The 21512-nt window shown below is 72.2% G+C and carries 18 protein-coding genes and 2 tRNA genes; 12 read left to right on the plus strand and 8 right to left on the minus strand.

Annotated elements, in window-relative coordinates; translation table 11 throughout:
- Nucleotides 1–30 precede the first annotated feature (30 nt).
- The 6 genes from gyrB (at nt 31) to AC6CH9_RS10845 (ending at nt 6317) form a co-directional block, all read left to right on the plus strand.
- On the plus strand, nt 31–2103 hold the full coding sequence (gene gyrB / locus AC6CH9_RS10820; protein WP_498154950.1) for a DNA topoisomerase (ATP-hydrolyzing) subunit B: 2073 nt from the start codon (nt 31–33) through the stop codon (nt 2101–2103).
- A 174-nt stretch (nt 2104–2277) separates the two neighbouring features.
- A complete protein-coding gene (gene gyrA, locus AC6CH9_RS10825; RefSeq protein WP_498154951.1) occupies nt 2278–4917 on the plus strand; it encodes a DNA gyrase subunit A in 2640 nt (879 codons plus the stop codon).
- A complete protein-coding gene (locus AC6CH9_RS10830; protein ID WP_498154881.1) occupies nt 4914–5858 on the plus strand; it encodes a DUF3566 domain-containing protein in 945 nt (314 codons plus the stop codon). The genes gyrA and AC6CH9_RS10830 overlap by 4 nt, the downstream gene beginning before the upstream one ends.
- Before the next feature lie 125 nt (nt 5859–5983).
- Nucleotides 5984–6057 (plus strand) — tRNA-Ile (locus tag AC6CH9_RS10835).
- Nucleotides 6058–6085: 28 nt separating this feature from the next.
- On the plus strand, nt 6086–6205 hold the full coding sequence (locus tag AC6CH9_RS10840) for a DLW-39 family protein (protein WP_208863433.1): 120 nt from the start codon (nt 6086–6088) through the stop codon (nt 6203–6205).
- Between the two features lie 39 nt (nt 6206–6244).
- Nucleotides 6245–6317, plus strand: a tRNA-Ala gene (locus tag AC6CH9_RS10845).
- A gap of 26 nt (nt 6318–6343) precedes the next feature.
- Here the strand turns inward: AC6CH9_RS10845 and AC6CH9_RS10850 are convergent.
- On the minus strand, nt 6344–7093 hold the full coding sequence (locus AC6CH9_RS10850; RefSeq protein WP_498154882.1) for a hypothetical protein: 750 nt from the start codon (nt 7091–7093) through the stop codon (nt 6344–6346).
- A 93-nt stretch (nt 7094–7186) separates the two neighbouring features.
- Nucleotides 7187–8308, minus strand: coding sequence for a hypothetical protein (locus AC6CH9_RS10855; RefSeq protein ID WP_498154883.1), 1122 nt, complete (start codon nt 8306–8308; stop codon nt 7187–7189).
- 142 nt (nt 8309–8450) lie between these two features.
- On the opposite strand from AC6CH9_RS10855, the gene AC6CH9_RS10860 reads away from it, so the two are divergent.
- A complete protein-coding gene (locus AC6CH9_RS10860; RefSeq protein WP_498154884.1) occupies nt 8451–8990 on the plus strand; it encodes a peptidylprolyl isomerase in 540 nt (179 codons plus the stop codon).
- Nucleotides 8991–9097: 107 nt separating this feature from the next.
- The gene (locus AC6CH9_RS10865; RefSeq protein WP_498154885.1) at nt 9098–9910 is read left to right on the plus strand and encodes a rhomboid family intramembrane serine protease; all 813 of its coding nucleotides are present in this window, start codon (nt 9098–9100) and stop codon (nt 9908–9910) included.
- A gap of 135 nt (nt 9911–10045) precedes the next feature.
- On the opposite strand, the gene AC6CH9_RS10870 is transcribed toward AC6CH9_RS10865, so the two are convergent.
- Nucleotides 10046–10297: a cell division protein CrgA gene (locus tag AC6CH9_RS10870; RefSeq protein WP_141389771.1), complete on the minus strand. Its 252-nt coding sequence runs from the start codon at nt 10295–10297 to the stop codon at nt 10046–10048.
- A gap of 320 nt (nt 10298–10617) precedes the next feature.
- On the opposite strand from AC6CH9_RS10870, the gene AC6CH9_RS10875 reads away from it, so the two are divergent.
- The 4 genes from AC6CH9_RS10875 to AC6CH9_RS10890 are packed head-to-tail and all read left to right on the plus strand — an operon-like array spanning nt 10618 to nt 13065.
- The gene (locus AC6CH9_RS10875) at nt 10618–11439 is read left to right on the plus strand and encodes a DUF881 domain-containing protein (protein WP_498154886.1); all 822 of its coding nucleotides are present in this window, start codon (nt 10618–10620) and stop codon (nt 11437–11439) included.
- A complete protein-coding gene (locus AC6CH9_RS10880) occupies nt 11436–12215 on the plus strand; it encodes a class E sortase (RefSeq protein WP_498154887.1) in 780 nt (259 codons plus the stop codon). The genes AC6CH9_RS10875 and AC6CH9_RS10880 overlap by 4 nt, the downstream gene beginning before the upstream one ends.
- Nucleotides 12215–12409, plus strand: coding sequence for a hypothetical protein (locus AC6CH9_RS10885; RefSeq protein ID WP_253051602.1), 195 nt, complete (start codon nt 12215–12217; stop codon nt 12407–12409). The genes AC6CH9_RS10880 and AC6CH9_RS10885 overlap by 1 nt, the downstream gene beginning before the upstream one ends.
- Nucleotides 12406–13065 (plus strand): aminodeoxychorismate/anthranilate synthase component II, encoded by a 660-nt coding sequence (locus AC6CH9_RS10890; RefSeq protein WP_498154888.1) that lies wholly within the window; start codon nt 12406–12408, stop codon nt 13063–13065. Before AC6CH9_RS10885 ends, AC6CH9_RS10890 begins: the two co-directional genes overlap by 4 nt.
- Nucleotides 13066–13211: 146 nt before the next feature.
- On the opposite strand, the gene pknB is transcribed toward AC6CH9_RS10890, so the two are convergent.
- The 5 genes from pknB to AC6CH9_RS10915 all read right to left on the minus strand — a co-directional run bounded on the left by pknB (nt 13212) and on the right by AC6CH9_RS10915 (nt 21508).
- Nucleotides 13212–15275, minus strand: a complete 2064-nt coding sequence (gene pknB / locus AC6CH9_RS10895; RefSeq protein ID WP_498154889.1) for a Stk1 family PASTA domain-containing Ser/Thr kinase — start codon at nt 15273–15275, stop codon at nt 13212–13214.
- A gap of 110 nt (nt 15276–15385) precedes the next feature.
- Entirely contained in the window at nt 15386–16987 is a 1602-nt protein-coding gene (locus AC6CH9_RS10900) for a serine/threonine-protein kinase (RefSeq protein WP_498154890.1), read from the minus strand.
- On the minus strand, nt 16984–18450 hold the full coding sequence (locus AC6CH9_RS10905; RefSeq protein WP_498154891.1) for a peptidoglycan D,D-transpeptidase FtsI family protein: 1467 nt from the start codon (nt 18448–18450) through the stop codon (nt 16984–16986). Before AC6CH9_RS10905 ends, AC6CH9_RS10900 begins: the two co-directional genes overlap by 4 nt.
- The gene (locus AC6CH9_RS10910) at nt 18447–20093 is read right to left on the minus strand and encodes an FtsW/RodA/SpoVE family cell cycle protein (protein ID WP_498154892.1); all 1647 of its coding nucleotides are present in this window, start codon (nt 20091–20093) and stop codon (nt 18447–18449) included. The genes AC6CH9_RS10905 and AC6CH9_RS10910 overlap by 4 nt, the downstream gene beginning before the upstream one ends.
- Nucleotides 20093–21508: a Stp1/IreP family PP2C-type Ser/Thr phosphatase gene (locus AC6CH9_RS10915; protein WP_498154893.1), complete on the minus strand. Its 1416-nt coding sequence runs from the start codon at nt 21506–21508 to the stop codon at nt 20093–20095. Before AC6CH9_RS10915 ends, AC6CH9_RS10910 begins: the two co-directional genes overlap by 1 nt.
- Nucleotides 21509–21512 lie beyond the last annotated feature (4 nt).

Raw genomic sequence — 21512 nt, forward strand, 5'->3', positions numbered from 1 at the left:
CTGCCCGTGGCAGACCACACCGACACCGCCATCTCCGACCCGACGGCGTCCGCGGAGGCGGCACCCTCGGCGGGCGGCGGCTACGACGCGAGCAACATCACCGTCCTCGAGGGCCTCGAGGCGGTCCGCAAGCGTCCGGGCATGTACATCGGCTCGACCGGCGAGCGCGGCCTCCACCACCTTGTGTACGAGATTGTGGATAACTCTGTGGACGAGGCCCTCGCCGGGCACGCGGACACGATCGACGTGACCCTCCTCGCGGACGGCGGCGTCCGCGTCGTCGACAACGGCCGCGGCATCCCCGTCGCGATCCACCCGACCGAGGGCAAGCCGACGCTCGAGGTCGTCATGACGATCCTCCACGCGGGCGGCAAGTTCGGCGGCGGCGGGTACGCGGTCTCCGGCGGGCTGCACGGCGTCGGCATGTCCGTCGTCAACGCGCTGTCGACGCGCATGGTGTCCGAGGTCCGTCGTGACGGGTACTCGTGGCGCCAGGAGTTCACCGAGGGCGGCAACCCGGTGACGCCAGTCGAGCGGCTCGAGCCGTCGGACGAGACGGGCACCACGCAGACGTTCTGGGCCGACCCGGGGATCTTCGAGACGACCGAGTACGACTTCGAGACCCTGCGCGCCCGCTTCCAGCAGATGGCGTTCCTCAACAAGGGCCTGCACATCACGCTGACGGACGAGCGTCCCGCCCACCTCGACACGGGCGACGAGGTCACCGGGGGCGACGGGACGGCCGACGCGGACGGTGTGTCCGGGGCGGACGACGCGACGTCGGGCGCGGCCACCCCGGCTCGCACCGTCTCGTACAAGTACGACGGCGGCCTCGTCGACTACGTCAAGCACCTCAACTCGGCGAAGAAGGTCGAGCTCGTCCACCCCGACGTCATCGACTTCGAGTCGGAGGACACCGAGAAGCGGATCTCGGTCGAGATCGCGATGCAGTGGACCAGCGCGTACTCCGAGTCCGTGCACACGTACGCGAACACCATCTCCACGACCGAGGGCGGTACGCACGAGGAGGGCTTCCGCGCCGCGATGACCTCGCTGGTCAACCGTTACGCGCGCGACAAGGGCATCCTCAAGGAGAAGGACGACAACCTCACGGGCGACGACATCCGCGAGGGCTTGACCGCCGTCGTCTCCGTCAAGCTCGGCGAGCCCCAGTTCGAGGGCCAGACGAAGACGAAGCTCGGCAACACCGAGGCGAAGACGTTCGTCCAGCGCGTCGTCCACGAGCAGCTCACCGACTGGTTCGACTCGCACCCGAACGAGGGGCGCGACGTCATCCGCAAGGCGATCCAGGCGTCCCAGGCGCGCATCGCGGCCCGCAAGGCGCGCGAGGCCACGCGCCGCAAGGGCCTGCTGGAGTCGGGCGGCATGCCCGGCAAGCTGCGCGACTGCCAGTCGAACCGCGCCGAGGAGTGCGAGATCTTCATCGTCGAGGGTGACTCGGCCGGCGGTTCCGCCGTCCGCGGTCGCAACCCGCAGACGCAGGCGATCCTCCCGATCCGCGGCAAGATCCTCAACGTCGAGCGCGCGCGCCTCGACCGGGCCCTGTCCAACCAGGAGGTCCAGTCGATCATCACGGCGTTCGGCACGGGCATCGGCGAGGACTTCGACCTCGCGAAGCTGCGGTACCACAAGATCGTCCTCATGGCCGACGCGGACGTCGACGGCCAGCACATCGCGACGCTCCTGCTCACTCTGCTCTTCCGGTACATGCGCCCCCTCATCGAGAACGGGCACGTCTACCTCGCGCAGCCGCCGCTGTACCGGCTCAAGTGGTCCAACGCCCCGCACGACTACGTCTACTCGGACAAGGAGCGCGACGCGTTCCTCGCGGCCGGGCAGGCGGCCGGCAAGCGGATCCCGAAGGAGAACGGGATCCAGCGCTACAAGGGTCTGGGCGAGATGGACTACTCGGAGCTGTGGGACACGACCATGGACCCCGAGCACCGCACGCTCAACCAGGTCACGCTGGACGACGCCGCCGCCGCGGACGAGATCTTCTCCGTCCTCATGGGCGAGGACGTCGAGTCCCGCCGCAGCTTCATCCAGCGGAACGCGAAGGACGTGCGGTTCCTTGACATCTGACCAGCCGGTGCCCGCCCCGCGCGGGCGGCCGGCCCGCGAACGCGCCCCGGTGGCGCGGACCGCGGCAGACGACGAGCGCAGCGAGCACGCAGGAACGAACGAACGAGGTAGACCGTGACCGACGAGCAGAATCCCGAGACCGAGCCCACGGCTCCCGGCGACGGGGCCGAGGAGATCGTGCACGCCGACGGTACGGCGGTCGCCGTGCACCACGGGCGCATCGAGCAGGTCGACCTCCAGCTCGAGATGCAGCGGTCGTACCTCGACTATGCGATGAGCGTCATCGTCGGGCGTGCGCTGCCGGACGTGCGCGACGGGCTCAAGCCCGTGCACCGCCGCGTGCTGTACGCGATGTACGACGGCGGCTACCGACCCGACCGGTCGTACTCGAAGTGCTCGCGCGTCGTCGGCGACGTCATGGGCAAGTTCCACCCCCACGGCGACAGCGCGATCTACGACGCGCTCGTCCGCCTCGTGCAGGACTGGTCGCTGCGCTACCCGCTGGTGGCAGGCCAGGGGAACTTCGGATCCCCCGGCAACGACCCGGCGGCCGCCCCGCGGTACACCGAGTGCCGCATGGCCCCGATCGCCATGGAGATGGTCCGGGACATCGACAAGGACACCGTCGACTTCCAGGACAACTACGACGGCCGCACGCAGGAGCCGGCGGTCCTGCCGTCGAGGTTCCCGAACCTGCTGGTCAACGGCTCGGCGGGCATCGCCGTCGGCATGGCGACGAACATCCCGCCGCACAACCTGCGTGAGGTCGCCGAGGGCGTCCAGTGGCACCTGGACCACCCCGAGGCGACCCGCGAGGAGCTCCTCGCGGCGCTCCTGCTGCGCATCAAGGGCCCGGACTTCCCGACCGGCGCGACGATCCTCGGCCACAAGGGCATCGAGGAGGCGTACCGGACCGGCCGCGGCTCGATCACGATGCGCGCGGTGGTCAACGTCGAGGAGATCCAGGGCCGTGTGTGCCTGGTCGTCACCGAGCTCCCCTACCAGGTGAACCCCGACAACCTCGCGGCGAAGATCGCCGACCTCGTCAAGGACGGCCGCGTCCAGGGCATCGCCGACATCCGTGACGAGACGTCGGGTCGCACGGGGCAGCGCCTCGTGATCGTGCTCAAGCGCGACGCCGTGGCGAAGGTCGTGCTCAACAACCTCTACAAGCACACGCAGCTCCAGGACACGTTCGGCGCGAACATGCTCGCGCTCGTCGACGGCGTCCCGCGCACCCTGAGCCTCGACGCGTTCGTCCGTCACTGGACGACCCACCAGCTCGACGTCGTCGTGCGGCGTACGCGCTACCTGCTCGCCGAGGCCGAGCGCAGCATCCACATCCTGCGCGGCTACCTCAAGGCGCTGGACGCGCTCGACGAGGTCATCGCGCTCATCCGTCGCTCCCCCGACGTCGAGGTGGCGCGCGCGGGCCTCATGGAGCTGCTGGGCGTGGACGAGGTCCAGGCGACGGCGATCCTCAACCTCCAGCTCCGCCGTCTGGCGGCGCTCGAACGGCAGAAGATCCTCGACGAGCACGACGAGCTCGAGCGCAAGATCCTCGACTACGAGGACATCCTCGCCAAGCCGGAGCGCCAGCGGACGATCGTCGGCGAGGAGATGGGCGAGATCGTCGCCAAGTACGGCGACGAGCGCCGCACGACGATCCTCCCCTTCGACGGCGAGGTCTCGATCGAGGACCTCATCGCCGAGGAGGAGATGGTCGTCACCATCACGCGCGGCGGCTACGTGAAGCGCACGCGCAGCGACAACTACCGCGCGCAGAAGCGTGGCGGCAAGGGCGTGCGCGGCGCGCAGCTGCGCGAGGACGACATCGTCGACCACTTCTTCGTGACGACGACGCACCACTGGCTGCTGTTCTTCACGAACCTCGGGCGGGTCTACCGCGCCAAGGCGTACGAGCTCCCCGAGGGCGGCCGCGACGCCAAGGGCCAGCACGTGGCCAACCTGCTCGCGTTCCAGCCCGGCGAGAAGATCGCGCAGGTGCTCGACCTGCGCGACTACGACGCCGCGGAGTACCTGGTCCTGGCGACGCGCCGCGGGCTCGTCAAGAAGACGCGGTTGTCCGAGTACGACTCGCCGCGCTCGGGCGGGCTCATCGCGATCAACCTGCGCGAGGACGAGGCGGGCACGCCCGACGAGCTCGTCGCGGCGCTCCTCGTCGACGCCGACGACGACCTCATCCTCGTCTCGCGCAAGGGCCAGTCGATCCGCTTCCCCGCCGGGGACGACACGATGCGGCCGCTGGGGCGCGCGACGTCGGGCGTGACGGGCATGAAGTTCCGCGAGGGCGACGAGCTCCTCTCGGCGGACGTGGTCGAGGAGGGTTCCGACCTCTTCGTCGTGACCGAGGGCGGGTTCGCCAAGCGCACGCGGATCGACGAGTACCGGGTCCAGGGACGCGGCGGGCTGGGCATCAAGGTCGCGAACCTGGTGGAGGCTCGTGGAGATCTCGTGGGGGCTCTGGTGACAGAGGCCGACGACGAGGTGCTGGTGATCATGGAACGCGGGAAGATCGTGCGGTCCGCGGTCGACGAGGTGAACCTCACGGGCCGCAACACGCAGGGGGTGACGTTCGCGAAGCCCGACAAGGGCGACCGCATCATCGCGGTCGCGCGGAACGTCGAGCGTCGTCTCGGAGAGGATCGGGATACCGTGGAGGGCGAGGACGGGACCGGTACGGCCCCGGTCGGCACCGACACGAGCAGCGCACCGATCGTCGACCCGACCGCCTCGTCCGACGGGGCGAGCGGGACCGAGCCGGCCCCCGGAACCACCGAGGAAACCAGATGAGCAGCGAGAACAACGCACCGCCGACGATCACGCCCCGGCTGACCGTGCCGCGTCCCGACACGGACACGACCTCGCGCGCGGGTGCGTCCACGGCGAGCAAGCACGCGGAGTCGAAGGGCGCGTCGAACGGTTCGGCGTCGGGCGCCGTCCCGCCTCCTCCTCCGCCGCCGCCTCCGAGCCAGTCCGGGAGCCAGGCCGCCCCGGAGCGCGGCGTCGACGACGACGGGATGGAGCGGGCGTCGGGCGAGAGCCGCGTCGCCGTCGCGCGCGCGGGTGCCGTGAAGGCGGCCGCTGCTGCCATCGCCGCGGCGAAGACCGCGGCCAAGAAGGTCTCCGCGGCGGTCCCGGCCGCGCCGGCGGAGTCCGAACCTCAGCCCGGTCACGACGAGATCGACGACGAGACGGTGAGGCGCGTGCCCACGACCACCTCGGCGGCCTCGGCCGCGACGAACGCCCCGGCGGCGGCCTCGCTGCACTACTCCGCGGCCGGCGTGTCCGGCTCCGCGACCCCGCTCACCGGTGCCACGCCCGCCGTGGGACCGGCGACGGGCGCGACGCCCACGGTCCGGCACGACGGCGGCCCGCGCCGCGTCCGGCTCGCGGTCTCGCGCATCGACCCCTGGTCCGCGATGAAGCTCGGCTTCCTGCTCGCCGTCGCGATCGGCATCATGACCGTCGTCGCGACGGCCGTGGTCTGGTACGTCCTCGACGGCATGATGGTCTTCTCGAAGATCGAGGACCTGTTCACGCAGATCGTCGGCACCGAGACCGACGTCGACATCCAGCAGTACGTCGCGTTCGGCCGCGTGATCTCGATCGCCACGTTGCTGGGCGTGGTGAACGTGGTGATCATCACCGCGCTGTCGACGATCATGGCGTTCCTGTACAACATCGTCGCAGCGCTCGTGGGCGGCGTGCACCTCACGCTCACGGACGACTGACCCAGGACGGCGCCCCGACCGGGGGCACGGACCCTTCGGTTTGGGTCTGCGGCTCCCGGTGGGGTAACCTCAATCGCTGCCTGCGAGCGGAGCGGCCCCCCGGGGCTGTCCGTCGAGGCGCGCACGGGCCTATAGCTCAGACGGTTAGAGCGCTTCCCTGATAAGGAAGAGGTCAGAGGTTCAAGTCCTCTTAGGCCCACTGCCGAACCCACTCGAGGGGGAACGTCATGAAGAAGCTTCTCGTCCTGCTCCTCGCCGCCGGCGCCGGATATCTCCTGTGGCGCAAGTACACGGAGGACAACGCCGAGCGTGACCTCTGGGCAGAGGTCACCGACACCTTCGAGTGAGCACGTCTCACTCCTGACCGGCCCCAGGCCGCGTCACCCGGGGCCATGGCGCAATTGGTAGCGCACCTGCTTTGCAAGCAGGGGGTTGGGGGTTCGAGTCCCCCTGGCTCCACCGTGCGGAAGGCCGCTGACAGGTCGTCAAGACCTGTCAGCGGCCCTTCGCGTTCTCCAGCCGGTACAGTGGCTTGCCAGCCCCGTGGCGACGGAACTCCTCGTCCAGGAGACCAGCGCCGTGTGCGACGACTCCGCCGCGTCGAGGATCGTCGCGAACTCGTCGTCGGCGAACAGGGGACCCTCGAGGTATCGGCGACGCGCTCGGTCGGCCTCAGCGGCCCGCCACAGGAGCTGCACCAGGTGGTCCTGCTCCGCGATGGATCGTGACCCGGATCGTGCGATCTCGCGACGGACCGCCGCGCTCTCGCCGAGACGCGCGCAGACGAGCACGTGGCGAGCAGAGATCCGGGCGATCTGCCGCACGGAGCGACGGCTCCGGGTGTCGCACCACTGGGCGACGGAGAACGTGATCCCCGCCCACACGAGTGAGACCGGTACTGCCGGTCCGAGGCCGGCTTCGGTCGATCCCCCTGCGCTCTCGGAGGCCGCGGCAGCGACGAAGACGAAAACGACAGGGGTGGCGGCCACGAGCGCGTTCGAGACCCGTGACCATCGGTAGCGAGCGCGCGCGACGCGTCCGACGGACTCCAGACGGTCTCTGGCCCGCACGACCTCGGCTCCCGGCGTCGCAGGGTGCATCACGACGACGTACCGATCGAGTGCCATCGAGAGCACGGGCCCCCAGTCCAGGCGCAGGATCGATCCTGGCGCGCTGACAAGCCACATGAATGCCAGGAGCCGGCCGGGACGTGGCGCCAGCCACACGCGATGCACGGTCGGAGCATAGTGGCCACCACGACGAAGGGTCCGCACCGTGAGGTGCGGACCCTTCGTCCTGCGAGCTGTCAACAGCCTGGGGCGGGCGACTCAGACGTCGTCGGCCTTCTCGGCGGCGTCCTCCGCGGCGGTCTCGGCCGCCTCGCGCGCCTTCTTGCCGGCGTCGCCGAGGTCGTCCTTCGCGTCCGCGGCAGCGTCCTTGGCGGACGAGGCCGCGCTGCGGGTGGTGCTGCGGGCGCGGCTGGTGGCCTTCTTGGCGGCGTCCTTGGCGTCGGAGACGGCGTCGCTGACGTCGTCTCGCACCTCGGCGGCACGCTCGGCGAGCTTGTCGGTCGCCTCGCGGCCCTTCGCGACGGCGACGCCCGCGGCCTCGCCCAGCGACTCGGCGGCGTCCCCGACGGCGTGCCGGGCGTCGCCGACGACGTCGTCGAAGTGGACCTGCTGCTCCTCCTGCTCCCACGGCTCGGCCCAGGGGTCGGTCGTGGGCTGGGCGCGGCGGTAGAGGACGTAACCGACGCCCGCGGCGGTGACGCCGCCGGCGATCCACCAGAGGGTGCGGCCCTTGCCCTTCGAGGCGTCGGCCTCGGCGGCCTTGGCCGCCGCCTTGTCGGCGGCGGCGGCGAGCTTGGCTGCCGCCTTCTCCGCCGCCTTGTCCGCGTGCTTCGAAGCCTTCTTACCGGCCTTGCCCGCGGCCTTCTGCGCCTGCTTCGCGGCCTCGGCGGCGGCCTTCTGCGCCTGCTTGGCGAGCTTGCGCCCCTTCCGGCCGGTCGCCGCTGCGGCGGCGGCGGATGCCGCAGCCGTCGCCTCGGCAGCGTTGTCGGCCGCGCGCTGGGCGGAGTCTGCGGCGCTGGCGGCGGCGGCGTTGAAGCTCGCGACGATCTTCGGCAGCACGTCGTCGACGAGCTTGTCGTGCGCGGTGTCGATGGCGGGCGCGGCCTTGCCCGCGGCCTTCTCGACGCGCGGCGCGGCGGCCTGGATGCTGTCCTGCCACGCCTTCTCGACGCGGGGCTGGAGCCACTCGAGGAACGCCTCGACCTTGGGCGTGCTCCATTCCTTGGCGTGGACGGCCGCGTCCTTGGCCTGGTCGGCGAGCTGGCTGGCGGCGCTCTGCGCCGTCGCGGCGGCCTGCGCGGCCTGGTCCTTGAGCTTCTCGGTGTCGATCGACTCGAGCGTGTCCTTGACGGAGTCGCTCGCTGAGCGAGAACGGGTCATGCGTGCTCCCCGGGGTCGTCGTCCGACGGGACGAAAGGGCGGATGCGTTGGGCGTTTCCGACCACTCTGCCACCACCGTGCCCACCCCGCGAGACATCGCGTCGGACGGGTCGCGCGCGGGTCTCGTGGGAGGATGGTGCCCATGTTCGCAACCCTCCACACGACCGCAGGTGACATCCGGATCGAGCTCCTGCCGAACCACGCCCCGAAGACGGTGGCGAACTTCGTCGGGCTCGCGAAGGGCACCACGACGTGGTCCGACCCCCGCACCGGCGCAGAGCGCACCGAGCCCTTCTACGACGGCCTGATCTTCCACCGCGTGATCCAGGACTTCATGATCCAGGGCGGCTGCCCGCTGGGCACCGGGACGGGCGGTCCGGGCTACACGTTCAACGACGAGATCCACCCCGAGCTCCAGTTCGACCGCCCCTACCTCCTGGCGATGGCGAACGCGGGCCTGCGCCGCAACCCGGTCACGGGCGAGGCCGAGGGCACCAACGGGTCGCAGTTCTTCATCTCGACGGTCCCCACCACCTGGCTCAACGGCAAGCACACGATCTTCGGCGAGGTGGCGGACGACGAGTCTCGCGCGGTCGTCGACGCGATCAACGCCACGCCGACGCGCCCCGGCGACCGTCCGCAGGAGGACATCGTCATCACGTCGGTCACCGTCGAGGACTGATCATCTCGACCACACCTCCCGGGCCTCCCGGCCCGCCCGCGTACGGGACGGCCGGACCGCACGACGGTCCTGCCGTCCCGCCCGTGTGCCCGCGGCACCCGGACCGGGTGTCGTACGTGCGCTGCCAGCGCTGCGGCCGCCCCGCGTGCCCCGAGTGCCAACGTCCGGCGGCCGTCGGCGTGCAGTGCGTCGACTGCGTGCGCGAGGCGGCCCGGCAGGCGCCGACGCAGCGCACCGCGCTCGGCGGCGCGGTGCGCGGTGGCCCTCCGGTCGTGACGTTCACCATCATCGGCCTGTGCGTCGTGAGCTGGATCCTCCAGCTCGTCACCGGCGGCGAGTGGACGCGGCTGTGGTGGTTCGCGCCGGTCATCGGCGAGGACGAGCCGTACCGCTTCCTCACGTCGGCGTTCCTGCACTCGACGAGCCCCGTCCACATCCTCTTCAATATGTACGCGCTGTGGGTCACGGGGCCGTTCCTCGAGCAGATGCTCGGCCGCTGGCGCTTCGTCGCGCTCTACCTGCTGTCGGCGATCGGCGGCTCGGTCGGGTACCTCGTCCTCGCCGGAGGTCCGACGTCGGAGGGGTGGTACCAGCCCGTGGTCGGTGCCTCGGGCGCCGTGTTCGGGCTCTTCGGCGCCATCCTGCTCGTGCTGCGCCGGACGGGACGCAACGCGATGCAGATCGTCGTCCTCATCGGCATCAACTTCGCCATCGGGCTGTTCTTCACCGGCATCGCGTGGCAGGCGCACCTCGGTGGGCTCGTCGTCGGTCTCGTCCTCGGGGCCGCGTACGCGTACGCGCCGAAGGACCGCCGCACCCTGGTCTCCGTGGGCGCGACGGCGCTCGTCGCGGTCGTGCTCGTCGCAGCGGCATGGCTGACCTATGCCTCGGCCGACCAGGTCGGGCACCTCGTCGGCTGATCCCCGGTGGTGGTGGCCCCGCCGAGTTATCCCCAGGGTTACTCACAGGTGTGGAACTACGCCGGTGTGGTTCCCCGTCTCACGGGCCGATCGGCTCGCCGCGCCCCGCGAGGAGCGCGGCCGCCGTCGGACCGCCTACTTCCAGCGCGTGGTGAGCGCGAAGCCCGCGATGATGAACGCGAAGCCGACGCCGAGGTTCCAGGCGCCCAGCGCCGGGATCGGGAGCTGCGCGGACCCGCTGAGGTAGAACAGCACGATCCACGCGAGCCCGAGGAGCATGAGCCCGAGCATCGTGGGCACGAGCCAGCGCGGGTTGCCCGACTCGGGCTTGGGCACGCTCGGCGGGCGCTGCGGCTTGGGCTTCTTGCGCGACTTCGACTCGGGCACGAGGGTGGGCTCCTGTCCTGGTGGGGTCCGCTGCGGCGGCGTCGGGACGCACCGCGGGAGCGGACGCCTGCCGTCGTCGTGCAGGAACCGTGCATGGCTCGGGCGAAGGTCGTCGACGCGCCGCGAGGCTCCGTAGGAGCACGGGTCCGTCACGATCGTGGACGACGTTCGTCGACTAGCGTAGTGGGCGCACACAATAGGCACGGACACCGCGCGCGGGCAACGGCCCTGTCGCGGCGACGACGACACGACAGACGCACGGCAGAGTCATGCCGGAGAGACGGCCGACGACCTCGTCCGCCCAGGAAGGAGACGGTCGCGTGAGCAGCACCGACCCCGCCTCCGCGACGCCGGACGAGCCCACCGAGGCGGTCGCGGCCGGTCCCGCGCCGTCGCCCGTAGCCCCTGCCGCACCGCCGCGTTCACGCAGGGTGCGGTCCGCCGTGACCGTCGCGCTCGTCCTCGCGCTCGCCGGCGTGATGTTCACGGCCAACGCGCGCCTCGCCCGCGGCGACGACTCGCGTCACCCCGAGAACCTCGCGCAGCTCGTCGACCGCGAGTCGGACCGCGTGGCGGACCTGTCCGCTCAGGTCGACGCGCTCACGGAGGAGATCGCGGGACTGTCGCAGGCCGGCGACGCACCGGCCGGCGTCGACCCCGACCTCGCGGCGCGCACCGCGGTCGCGGCGGGCACGACGCCGGTCACCGGCACGGGCCTGTCCGTCTCGCTCGACGACGCACCCCCGGAGGGCAACTACCCGCCGCAGATCCGCCCGGACGACCTGGTGGTGCACCAGCAGGACATCCAGTCCGTCGTCAACGCCCTGTGGGCCGGCGGCGCGGAGGCGATGACGCTCCAGGGTCAGCGCGTCACCGCGACGTCGGCGTTCCGCTGCGCGGGCAACATCCTCCTGCTGCACGGCCGCGTGTACTCGCCGCCCTACGTCGTGGAGGCCGTGGGCGACCCCGATGCGCTGCGCGACGCCCTGGAGCGCTCACCCGGCGTGCAGGTGTACCAGGAGTACGTCGACGCCGTGAACCTGGGCTGGTCGGTCGAGGACAAGTCGGACCTCGAGCTCCCCGGCTACGAAGGCGCGCTCGAGCTCCGCTATGCCCGGCCCTCCGACGCGGTGGCGTCGTGACGGCCACGACTCCCGCGCCGGTGCGGCACGCGGGCCGCCGCGCCTCGGGGCGCGGGGCCGTGTCCACGGTCGTTGGCGTCGTCGGCGAGCTGCTCATCACGCTCGGGATCCTGCTGGGGCTGTACGTCGTCTGGCAGCTCTGGTGGACGGACGTGCAGGCGGACCGCGTGCAGGCACAGGTCCTGGAGGAGATGGACGCGCCCACGCCGGACGCCGCGGACGTCGGGACGACCGTGCGCCGGGACGAGCCTCCGGTCATGGAGGCGCCCGCCCTCGGTGAGGTGTGGGGCACGCTCTACGTGCCGCGCTGGGACGGCAAGATGATGCCGATCGCCGAGGGCACGGACAAGCGCTCGATCCTGGACCAGGGTCAGGCGGGGCACTACCCGGAGACCGTCATGCCGGGCGCCATCGGCAACTTTTCGCTCGCGGGGCACCGGCAGACGTACGGCAAGATCTTCCACGACGTGGAGGAGCTCGAGATCGGTGACCCGATCGTCGTGGAGGCGGGCGGGGTCTGGTACGTGTACCGCGTGGACCACATGCAGGCCGTGAAGCCCGACCAGGTGGAGGCCGTGGCGCCCGTCCCGTGGCAGCCCGGCGTCGAGCCGACGGAGCGGTACCTGACCCTGACGACGTGCCACCCGATCGGGCTGAACTCGCTCGTGGCGCGGTTCATCGTCAACGCGAAGCTGGACTACTGGATGCCCGTCGAGGACGGCACGCCGCCCGACCTGGTGGGCCAGGCCGCACCTGCGGCCGAAGGGAGCGCGTGATGTACGGGGCGCTGTGGCGCGTGCTGCCCGGGCCCGCGTGGGTCCGGGTGCTGATCCTGCTCGTCCTCGCGGCCGCCGTCGTGCTCGCGTGCTTCGAGTGGCTGTTCCCGATCGTGTCCGAGTACATGCCGTTCAACGACCCCAACATCCAGACCGACGCCGCCGGCGCAGTGTCCGTGGAGGCCCCGCGATGACCCACCAGACCCGCATCCTCGTCGTGGACAACTACGACTCGTTCGTCTACACGATCGTCGGCTACCTCGACCAGCTCGGCGCACGGACCGTCGTCGTGCGCAACGACGCCGTGCCCGAGCCCGACGCCGAGGGTCGGTTCCACGACACAGACGGCACCGTGTTCGACGGCGTGCTCGTCTCCCCCGGACCGGGAACGCCCAAGGAGGCAGGGCAGAGCGAGCAGGTCATCCGCGCGTGCGCCACCTCGCGCACCCCGATGCTGGGTGTGTGCCTCGGCCACCAGGCGCTCGCCGAGGTGTACGGCGCGACGGTCACGCACGCGCCCGAGCTCATGCACGGCAAGACGAGCCTCGTCGTGCACGAGGGCGAGGGCGTCCTGGCCGGGCTCCCCGCCCCGTTCACCGCGACGCGCTACCACTCGCTCGCCGTCGTCAGCGACACCGTGCCCGCCGAGCTCGAGGTGACCGCGTCGACCTCCGGCGGCGTCATCATGGGACTCCAGCACAAGGACCTGCCCCTCCACGGCGTCCAGTTCCACCCCGAGTCCGTGCTCACCGAGGGCGGCCACCGTCTGCTCGCGAACTGGCTCGAGACCTGCGGGCTCGACGGCGCCGTCGAGCGTTCGGCGGGCATGGCGCCGCTCGTGCGGCAGTAGCCGGGTCGACCCTGCGGCGCCGTCCGGGCGGAGACCGCAGCCCCGCCCCCACCGGTGGAGACACCGCCTCTGCCAGCACGACGAAACGGGCCCCCACCTCACGAGGTGGGGGCCCGTTTCGTCATGGCGCCGGATCGGCGGAGGGATCAGCCCTCGTCGCCACCGCCACCGCCATTGCCGGGGCCGCCGTTGCCTCCGCCGCCGTTGTCGCCCCCGGTCGACGGGCCGGGGCCCGTCGAGACGATGAGCGACACCTCGGTGCCGACCTCGACCTCGGTGCCGCCCCCGGGATCGGAGCCGATGACGATGCCGGCCGGCCACTGGTCGGACTCCTGGTTCTGCTGCCTTCCGGGGTTGAGCTGTGCGCCGCCCAGAGCGTCCTGCGCCTGCTCCAGGGTCATGCCGACGAGGTTGTTCGGGACGTTCGTGGTCTCGGCCGCGCGCGGGATCGCGACGTCGATGGTGACCTCCGAGCCCTGCGGCACGCTGCCGGCGTTGGGGCGCTGCGCGACGACCTGGCCCTCGGGCTCGTCGGACTCCACCTCGTTCACGACCGGCTTGAGGCCGAGGTCCGTGATCTTCTGCTCGGCGCTCTGGCGCTGGTCGCCCACGAGCTCAGGAAGGGCGACGAGTCCGGACGAGACATAGAGCGTGACGGTCGAGCCCCCGGCGACGGACTGACCGGCCGCGGGGTCGGTGCGCGTCGCCGCGTCCTTCGGGACGTCCTTCGAGTCCTCGGAGCCTCCGGAGGTGACCGTCAGCCCCTGTCCCTCGAGGATCTGGCGCGCCTCGTCCTGGGACTTGCCCTTGACGTCCTGGATCACGACGGCGTCGGGTCCGGCGGAGAAGAAGGCGGTGACGGTCGAGCCGAGCTCGGCCTCGGTGCCCCCGGCGGGATCGGTCTTCGTGAACGTGCCCTCGGCCTCGGTCGACTCCTGGTCGATGGCCTGCTCGTACGCGAACCCGGCGTCGGTGATCTTCTGCTCGGCCTCCTCGGGCGTCACGCCCGCGGACAGGGTCGGGACCGTGCCCGTCGTCGGCTCCTCCTCGCCCTGGCTGTTGATGACGAGCATCGTGATGATCGCGGCGAGGGCGAGCACGCCGATCGCGATGAGGGTCCACATGAGGCCCTTGCGGCTCTTGGGCTCCTCCTCGTCCTCGCCCGGGACCTCGTCGCCGGGCGGGACGGCCGGCGCCACGCTCGTCGCCCACGGGTTCGGGGCGGCGGCCGCAGGGGCCATCACCTGCGTGGCGGACTCCACCATCGTGGGCTGGAGGTCGGCAGCCGCGGCGGCGGCACCGAGGCCGGCCGCGGCCGCGGCGACCCCGAGCGCGGGGGCCGTGATCGCCCCGCCGCGCACGGCGTTCTCGAGGTCGGCGCGGAACTCCGCCGCGTTCGAGTAGCGGGCCGTGCGGTCCTTGGCGAGCGCCTTGAGCGTGATGCGGTCGAGGACCTCGGGCACGTCGGGTGCGACGGCGCTCGGCGTCGCCGGGGCCTCGCGCACGTGCTGGTACGCCACCGCGACGGGCGAGTCGCCGATGAACGGCGGACGGCCGGTGAGCAGCTCGTAGAGCAGGCAGCCGGTGGAGTACAGGTCGGAGCGCGCGTCGACGGTCTCGCCGCGCGCCTGCTCCGGCGAGAGGTACTGGGCGGTGCCGATGACGGCCTGGGTCTGCGTCATCGTCGCGGCCGAGTCCGCCATCGCGCGGGCGATGCCGAAGTCCATGACCTTGACGGCGCCCGTGGGCGTGATCATGACGTTCGCGGGCTTGATGTCGCGGTGCACGATGCCGGCGTGGTGCGAGTACTCGAGCGCCGCGAGCACGCCCGCCGTGATCTCGACCGCCTCGTCGATGGGGACGGCCTGGCCGTCGCGGAGGATGTCGCGGACGGTGTGGCCCTCGACGTACTCCATGACGATGAACGGGACGTGCACCGAGTTCCCCGTGGCGTCCGCGTGGACGTCCTCGCCGGTGTCGTACACCGCGACGATGGCCGGGTGGTTGAGGGACGCGGCCGCCTGGGCCTCGCGGCGGAAGCGCGCGAGGAAGGTGGGGTCGCGGGCGAGGTCGGACCGCAGGATCTTGATCGCGACGGTGCGACCGAGGCGGTTGTCGTGCCCGATGTGCACCTCGGCCATGCCACCACGGCCGATGAGCTCACCGACCTGGTAGCGCCCGGCAAGCACTCGGGGAGCGTTGTCCACCACTCATTCGTCCTTCGGTGTCGTCGGAGCCGCGGGCGCGTCCGCACGCGGCACATCTGGCGCAATCATCCCACTGGAGGGCTTTCGGGAAAGCCGGGAACGCAACGATGTCGTCACGATGTCACCCGTCCGGAGGGAGCCGCGGAGCCCGGGAGGGAGGCGTGGGTGACCGTCTCGACGACGGTCGCCGGAGCTGCGTCCGCGTCGTCCCGGTCCCGGTCGCCCAGGGAGGCGATCGTCGCGACGACCAGCACGAGGAGCAGGCCCAGCAGGGCCACCAGGGGCCACGTGAGGCCGTTCGGCAGCCCGCCGAGGCGCCGCCCCGTCGTCGTGGACGTGCGGCGGCCGGAGGACGATCGCGACGGGGCCGCCTGCGACTGCCGACGGGCCTCGGCCCGCGTGGCCGGCGCCGCCGACGGGGTGCTCGCGGGGGAGCCGGCGCCTGGTCGAGCGCCGCCGCGAGCGGGCTGCGGTCGTCGCGACGAGCGGGTGCCGCCGTGCATCTCGCGGCGCGGCGGGTAGGCGCGGGGACCGGCCGGGTCCTCGGCGGACGGCGCGGGGACGGGGCGCTCCCACGGCAGGGCGGGCCCGGAGGCGGGCGGCGTGTCGGACGGCGGAGCGGTCGGCTGACCGACGGGCTCGGCGTCGCTCTCGGCGAGGTGGCCGCCGGCGGGCTCGGCGGCGTGGGCGCCTGGTCGGGCCTCCGGGGCGATCCACGGCGTCGCGGGGTCGACCGGGTGCGGGTCGCGCACGGCGGCCGGGATGACGAGCGGCGTGATGACGGGAGCAGGGTCCGGCTCGGGCGCCGGAGGGGCGTCGTCCGTCGTCGTGCGGGCGCGCCGGCCGCGCCGGGTGGTGGCGGCCGCGCCGGCACGCGCGGACCACGGGTCGGCCGCGAGGCGCGCCTGGATCTCCTCGAAGACGCGGGCGAGGGCGTCGGCCGGGTGCGGACGCGCCAGCGGGTCCTTGGCGAGCATGACCATGACGAGCTCGGAGAGCTCCGGGTCGACCGACGACGGGAGCGGTGGCACGGGCTCGTTGACGTGCGCGACCGCGATGTCGACCGGGGTGGACCCGGTGAACGGCCGGTTCCCGACGATCGACTCGTACGCGACGATGCCCAGCGCGTAGATGTCCGACGCCCCCGTGGCCGCCTGCCCGACGGCCTGCTCGGGCGACAGGTACTGGGCGGTGCCCATCACCATGCCGGTCGCGGTCATCGGGACCTGGTTGGCCGCGAGCGAGACGCCGAAGTCGGTGATCTTCACCGTGCCGGAGCGGTCGATGAGGATGTTGCCCGGCTTGACGTCGCGGTGCACGACGCCGGACAGGTGCGCCGCGTGGAGCGCGCGTGCCGTCTGCGCGAGGATCGGCAGGAGCCGGGCGGGCGGGAGCACCGGCTCGCGCTCCAGCAGGTCCGCCATGGGCTCGCCCACGACGAGCTCCATGACGAGGTACCCGGAGCCGTTGGTCTCGCCGTAGTCGTACATCTGCGCGATGTTGGGGTGCGAGAGCGCCGCGCTGTTGCGGGCCTCGGTGCGCAGGCGGTTGAGGAAGTCCTCGTTGCCCGCGTACTCGCTCCGCAGGACCTTGACCGCGACCTCGCGGCCGAGCGCGTCGTCGGCCGCGACCCACACCTCGCCCATGCCGCCGACGGCGATGCGCCGCACCAGGCGGTAGCGGTTGCCGAGCGTCAGCCCCCTCACGGGCTTCATCCGTTCAACACCGCCTCCATGACGGCGCGCGCGATCGGCGCGGCGATCGCGCCGCCGGTCGCCTCGTTGCCCAGCGAGCCGCCGTTCTCGACGATGACCGCGACCGCGACCTGGGGGTCGTCGGCGGGCGCGAAGCTCGTGAACCAGGCGTGCGGGGCGGCCTCGCCACCGGTCTCGGCGGTGCCGGTCTTGCCCGCGACCTGCACGCCCGGGATCTGCGCCGCCTTCCCGGAGCCGTTCTCGACGACCCCGAGCATCATCTGCGTGAGCTGGTCGGCCGTCGACGGCGACACCGAGGTGCGCAGGCGGCGCGGCTCCGACTGGCGCACGACGTCGAGGTCGGGGTTGCGGATCGTCTCGACCGTGTACGGGGCCATCTGCACGCCGTCGTTCGCGATCGCCGCGGCGACCATCGCCATCTGGAGCGGGGTGACCTTGACCTCGCCCTGCCCGATGCCCGCGCGCGCGATACCCGCCGGGTCCGCGCCGGGGGTGCCCTCGGCGGGGAACTGGCTGGGGGTGACGTCCATCGGGATCTCGAGCGGGGCGTCGAAGCCGAAGTCCTCGGCCTGGTCCCGCATCGCGTCCTCGCCGAGCGTCATGGCCAGGTCGCCGAAGGCGGTGTTGCAGGAGATGCGGAGCGCGTCGGCAAGGGTCATCTCGCCCGTCGGCGAGCAGCGCGACCCGCCGAAGTTCTTCATCGTCTGCGTCGACTGCGGGTACGGGAGCTCGTCCGGGGCCGGGATCACGGTCTCGGCCGTGTACTGCCCGCTCTCGAGCGCCGCGGCCGAGGTGACGATCTTGAACGTCGAGCCCGGCGGGTACGTGTTGCCGCGGATCGCCCGGTTGGACATCGGGTTGCCGTCGGCGTTGAGCAGCTCCTGGTAGCGCTCGCGCGCGAGGGCGGTGTCGTGCGTCGCGAGCTCGTTGGGGTCGTAGCTGGGCTTCGACACGAGGGCGAGGACCCGCCCGGTCTTGGGCTCGATCGCGACGACCGCACCCCGCTGGTCGCCCAGCGCGTCCCAGGCGGCCTGCTGCGCCGCGGGGTCGATCGTCAGCTCGACGGACGCACCCTGGGGCTGCTTGCCGGTGAACAGCGCGCTGAGGCGGTCGAGCCACAGCGAGCTCGCCTCGCCGTTGAGGTAGTCGTTCTCCTTGTCCTCGATCTCCGTGCGCCCGTTGGTGAGCGAGAGGAACCCGGAGACGGGCGCGTACAGAGGGCCGTTCGCGTACTGGCGCTGGAAGCCGAACGCGTCGTCCACCGGGGTCGAGGACGCGATCGCGTCGCCCGCGACGACGATCGGGCCACGGAACTTGTTGTACTCGCGGTAGATCGTGCGGGCGTTGCGCGAGTCGTTGTTGAGCGAGTCCGCCTGGACGAACTGGATGTACGTCGTCGACACCATGAGCGCGAGGAACATGACGAGGACGACCGTCGCGACGCGACGCAGGGGGACGTTCACCGGGCTCCTCCCCAGGGGTCGGTCTCGGGGTGGGGGCCGTCGGGACCGGGGCGCCGCACGACCTCCGTGCGCAGCTCGTCGGGGTGGGCGGAGACCTCACCCGTCTGCCCGACGGCGGGCTGCACGCCCGTCGTCGCGCGCGTCGGACCGGTGGGCGGCCCGACGGCGGCGGGCGTCCCGACCGTGGTGGGCGCGTCGTCGGGCCGCGCGCCGACGGCGGGGGCCCCGCTGCCCACGACCTCGACCGGCTCGGAGTCGGGGCGCGTGCGCGCCCCGCCGGGCGCCACCTGGCCTCGTACGGGCAGGGACGAGGGCCGGCGCGCGTCGTCGGAGATCCGCAGCAGCAGGCCCACGACCAGCCAGTTCGCGAGGAGCGACGACCCGCCCTGGGCGACGAACGGCATGGTGAGGCCCGTGAGCGGGATGATCCGCGTGATCCCCCCGACGACGACGAAGAGCTGCCACGCCATGACGAACGCGAGCCCGCCCGCGAGCAGCTTGCCGAACCCGTCACGGACGCCGATCGCGGTGCGCAGGCCGCGCTCCACGAGGATGAGGTAGGCGAGCAGGATGCCGATCAGGCCCGTGAGTCCGAGCTCCTCGCCGAGCGAGGCGTAGATGAAGTCGGAGAACGCGTACGGGACCGTGCGCGGGTAGCCCGCGCCCCAGCCCGTGCCGAACAGGCCACCGTTCCCGAGCGAGAAGAGGCCGCCCACGAGCTGGCCCGAGCCGCCGGGGCTGCGGCCGAAGATCTCGGGGTCGAACGGATGGAGCCACACGTCGACGCGCGCCTGCACGTGGCCGAACGTCGACGCGGCGAGCACCGCGCCGACCGCGATGAGCACCAGACCGATGACGACCCAGCTCACGCGCTCGGTCGCGATGTAGAGCATCGCGACGAACAGGCCGAAGAACAGGAGCGAGGTGCCCAGGTCGCGCTCGAACACGAGGATCGCGAGCGAGACCAGCCAGACGATGATGATCGGCCCGAGGTCGCGCAGGCGCGGGAGCTGGAGCCCGAGCACCTTGGGTCCGGCGAGCGCGAGCGTGTCGCGGTTCGTCACGAGGTAGCCGGCGAAGAAGATCGCGAACGCGATCTTCGCGAACTCCGCGGGCTGGAGCGAGAAGCCGAAGACGTTGATCCAGATCTGCGCGCCGTTGATGCGCGTGCCCAGGCCCGGGACGAGCGGCAGCGCGACGAGCACGATGCCCGCGATCATCGCGGTGTAGGTGTAGCGCCGCAGGGTCCGGTGGTCGCGCAGGAACCAGATCACGGCGAACGCGCAGAGGATGCCGAGCGCGGTCCACTGGAGCTGGCGCGGCGCGAGGTCCTGGGTGCCGCCCGTGACCTGCGAGCCGAGGTCGAGGCGGAAGATCATCGCGAGGCCGATGCCGTTGAGCGCGACGGCGATCGGCAGGATCACCGGGTCCGCGTACGGCGCCTTGAAGCGCAGCAGCAGGTGCGCGGCGCCCGCGAGCACCACGGTGCCGATGCTGTACACGTAGAAGCGGCCCGGGAGCTCGCCCGTGAGCTGGAGGCCCACGAGCGCGTACGCCCCGATGCCCAGCGCGAGCGCGAGGACGAGCAGACCGAGCTCCGCGCCCCGGCCGGGGCGCACCTCGGTGGTCTCCACCGTGGCCATCAGGCCTCCGAGCCGGCGCCGTCGGTGGGTGCCGGGGTCACGTCGGGCGCCCCGGCCTCCGGGGTCTCGGTCGCGCCCTCGGTGGGCGTCTGGGTGGTGCCGTCGGTCGCGGGGGCGTCGGTGGACTCCTCCGTGGCCTCGGCGACGAGGCGCTCCGCGCGCGCACGGGCGTCCTCGAGCGACTCCGCGGGGATGGTGGTCTCCAGGCGGTCGACGACGTAGCCCGGAAGGTCCGCGACGCGCGTCCCGGTGAGCTCGATCGGCGTCGACAGGGTCACCGGGCCCGCGTTCTCCGGGATGCCGCGGAACACGGCCACCTGGCCGTCGGCGACCCCGACGTAGTACTGCGTCTGCGTCCAGCGGTAGCCCGCCCACCCTGCCACGCCCAGGCCGGCGACGACGAGGAGGATCGCGACGACGGTGATCCAGCGGCGCGGCGCACGGCCGGGCCGCACGTCGCCCTCGCCCTCCTCCGCGACGCCGCCCGAGGCCGCCTCGCCCTCCGCGGTCTCGGCCGCGCCGTCCGCGGCGGGCTCCTCGGTCGCGGCGGGGGCGTTCGCGCTGGCCATGAGCGCTGCCGCCCGCGCGGCGGGGCCGTCCGCGGCCGACGTCGGGGCGTCGCGGTCGATCGCCGCGGAGCCGACGATCTGCGCCCCGGTGCCGGGCGCCGTGCCGTCGGGCAGGACGTCGAGGTCCACGATGTCCGCGACCACGACCGTCACGTTGTCCGTGCTGCCGGCGCGCAGCGCGAGCTGGAGCAGGTGGTCGGCGCACTCGTCGACGTCGGGGGTGTCCTCGAGCGTCTGGGCGATCGTCTCCGGGCTGACGAAGCCCGAGAGGCCGTCGGAGCACAGGAGCCAGCGGTCGCCCGGCTTCGCCTCGCGCACCGACATGTCCGGCGTGAGGTCGATGTCGAAGTCGCCGAGCACGCGCATGACGACGTTGCGCTGCGGGTGCGTCTCCGCCTCGTCGGGCGAGATGCGGCCCGTGTCCACGAGGTGCTGCACGAAGGTGTGGTCGGTCGTCACCTGGGTGAGCTCGCCGTCGCGCAGCAGGTACGCGCGCGAGTCGCCGAGGTGCGCCATCGCGAGCTTGTTGCCCGCCCGCAGGATCGCGGTGACGGTCGTGCCCATGCCCACGAGCTCGGGGTCGGTCACGCTGCGGTCCACGAGGTCCTGGCGCGCGTGGTCGATCGAGCGCTCGAGCTCGGCGAGCGCGTCGTCGGGGCCGTGCGACTCCCCGTCGAGCGGCGCGAGCGCCGCGATGGCGATCGACGACGCCACGTCGCCCCCGGCGTGGCCGCCCATGCCGTCGGCGACGACGAGCAGGTGCGGCCCGGCGTACCCGGAGTCCTGGTTGTTGGACCGCACGAGCCCGACGTCGGAGCGCGCGGCGTAGCGCAGGGCGATGTTCACTGCG

The sequence above is a fragment of the Cellulosimicrobium sp. GQ32 genome (assembly GCF_059758455.1).

Bases quoted from the DNA above. Each gene is read 5' to 3' on its own strand.
- AC6CH9_RS10830 (WP_498154881.1), top strand. From the start codon at position 4,914: ATGAGCAGCGAGAACAACGCACCGCCGACGATCACGCCCCGGCTGACC.
- AC6CH9_RS10840 (WP_208863433.1), top strand. From the start codon at position 6,086: ATGAAGAAGCTTCTCGTCCTGCTCCTCGCCGCCGGCGCCGGATATCTC.
- AC6CH9_RS10855 (WP_498154883.1), bottom strand. From the start codon at position 8,308: ATGACCCGTTCTCGCTCAGCGAGCGACTCCGTCAAGGACACGCTCGAG.
- AC6CH9_RS10860 (WP_498154884.1), top strand. From the start codon at position 8,451: ATGTTCGCAACCCTCCACACGACCGCAGGTGACATCCGGATCGAGCTC.
- AC6CH9_RS10885 (WP_253051602.1), top strand. From the start codon at position 12,215: ATGTACGGGGCGCTGTGGCGCGTGCTGCCCGGGCCCGCGTGGGTCCGG.
- AC6CH9_RS10890 (WP_498154888.1), top strand. From the start codon at position 12,406: ATGACCCACCAGACCCGCATCCTCGTCGTGGACAACTACGACTCGTTC.
- AC6CH9_RS10900 (WP_498154890.1), bottom strand. From the start codon at position 16,987: ATGAAGCCCGTGAGGGGGCTGACGCTCGGCAACCGCTACCGCCTGGTG.
- AC6CH9_RS10910 (WP_498154892.1), bottom strand. From the start codon at position 20,093: ATGGCCACGGTGGAGACCACCGAGGTGCGCCCCGGCCGGGGCGCGGAG.